The sequence below is a fragment of the Streptomyces ardesiacus genome (assembly GCF_003112575.1).
GTDB lineage: Bacteria > Actinomycetota > Actinomycetes > Streptomycetales > Streptomycetaceae > Streptomyces > Streptomyces ardesiacus.
Genome location: NZ_BEWC01000032.1, coordinates 1 through 1,410, shown reverse-complemented (window position 1 = coordinate 1,410; position 1,410 = coordinate 1). Strand labels below are relative to the sequence as shown.

The following is a 1,410-nucleotide window of genomic DNA, read 5'->3' as shown; positions in this document are numbered from 1 at the left end:
CCACCACACCAGCACCCTCACCAGACCCAGACCCGGACCCGGCGTCAACCGCGCCCTCCGTCACCACCACCAACCGCGACCCCGCCAAACGCTCCTCACCCAGCCACTGCTGAATGCCCGTCAGCACACCACCCAGCACATCCCGCACACCCTCACCCGACACCTCCGCACCCGACCCCACCCGCAGCACCACCACATCAGGCACCACCCCCACACCCGACAACACCTCACCCAACTCACCCCACGACACCCCACCACCAGAACCAGAACCAACCCCAGAACCAGCAGCCCCCTCCTCCGCCCTCACCCACTCCACACCGAACAACCCATCCACACCCGACCCCACCCCGGACACCAACCCCTCCCCCAACGACCGCACCACCAACGACTCCACCAACCCCACCGGCACACCCAACGCATCAGCAATCTCCACCCGCACCCCACCCGCATCCACCGGCGACACCCGCACCCGCACCCGCGACGCACCCGACGCAAACAACTCCACACCCGACCACGCGAACGGAACCACCACCTCACCCAACCCACCACCACGCAACGCCACCACATGCAACGCCGCATCCAACAACACCGGATGCACCCCGAAACGCCCAGCCTCCGCACCCACCGAACCCGGCAACACCACCTCCGCGAACATCTCCTCACCACGACGCCACGCCGCACGCACGCCCTGGAAGGCCGGACCGTACCGCAGGCCGCCCTCCGCGAGATCGTCGTAGAAGCCGTCGACCGCCACCGATCGGGCGCCGCGCGGTGGCCACTGCTCGAGTCCGGCGGGCGGCTTCCCGGTGCCACCGGTCAGCAGGCCCGTGGCATGGCGTGTCCAAGAACCGTCCGTGACGTCGGCGCCGGTACGGGCGTGCACGCTGAAGCGGCGCGCTCCGTTGCCGTCGGCGGGCTCCAGGGTCAGCTGGACCTGGGCACTGCCTCGAGCGGTCAGGATCAGCGGCGTTTCCAGGGTCAGTTCGTCGATCCGGCCGCAGCCGACCTCGTCGCCCGCTCGTATCGCCATCTCGACGAACCCGGCGCCGGGGAACAGCACGTTGTTGTCGACCATGTGATCGGCCAGCCAGGGGTGTGTGCCGACGGCGAGCCGGCCGGTGAACAGCAGGCCGCCCGACTCCGCCAGGTGCATGCTCTGGGTGAGCAGGGGATGGTCCGGGGCCGCCCCGGCCGGGCCATCGCTCTCCAGCCAGTAGCGGTGGCGCCGGAAGGCGTAGGTGGGCAGGTCGATCCGCTCGGCGCCCTGGCCGGCGAAGAAGGCTTCCCAGTCCACCGTCACGCCACGGGCATGGAGCTGCGCCAGCCCCGTCACCAACGACGTCTCCTCGTCCCGGCCCTTGCGCAGCAACGGCACACCCACCGCAGCCGACCCCTCACCCACCGAGTCGG

The 1,410-nt window shown here is 70.1% G+C and carries 1 protein-coding gene; it reads right to left on the bottom strand.

The window, feature by feature from the left end; all coding sequences use genetic code 11:
• The coding region (locus Sdi02f_RS35520) for a polyketide synthase dehydratase domain-containing protein (RefSeq protein ID WP_174843442.1) at window positions 1–1,381 on the bottom strand (1,381 nt) is incomplete at its 3' end.
• Window positions 1,382–1,410: the final 29 nt, after the last annotated feature.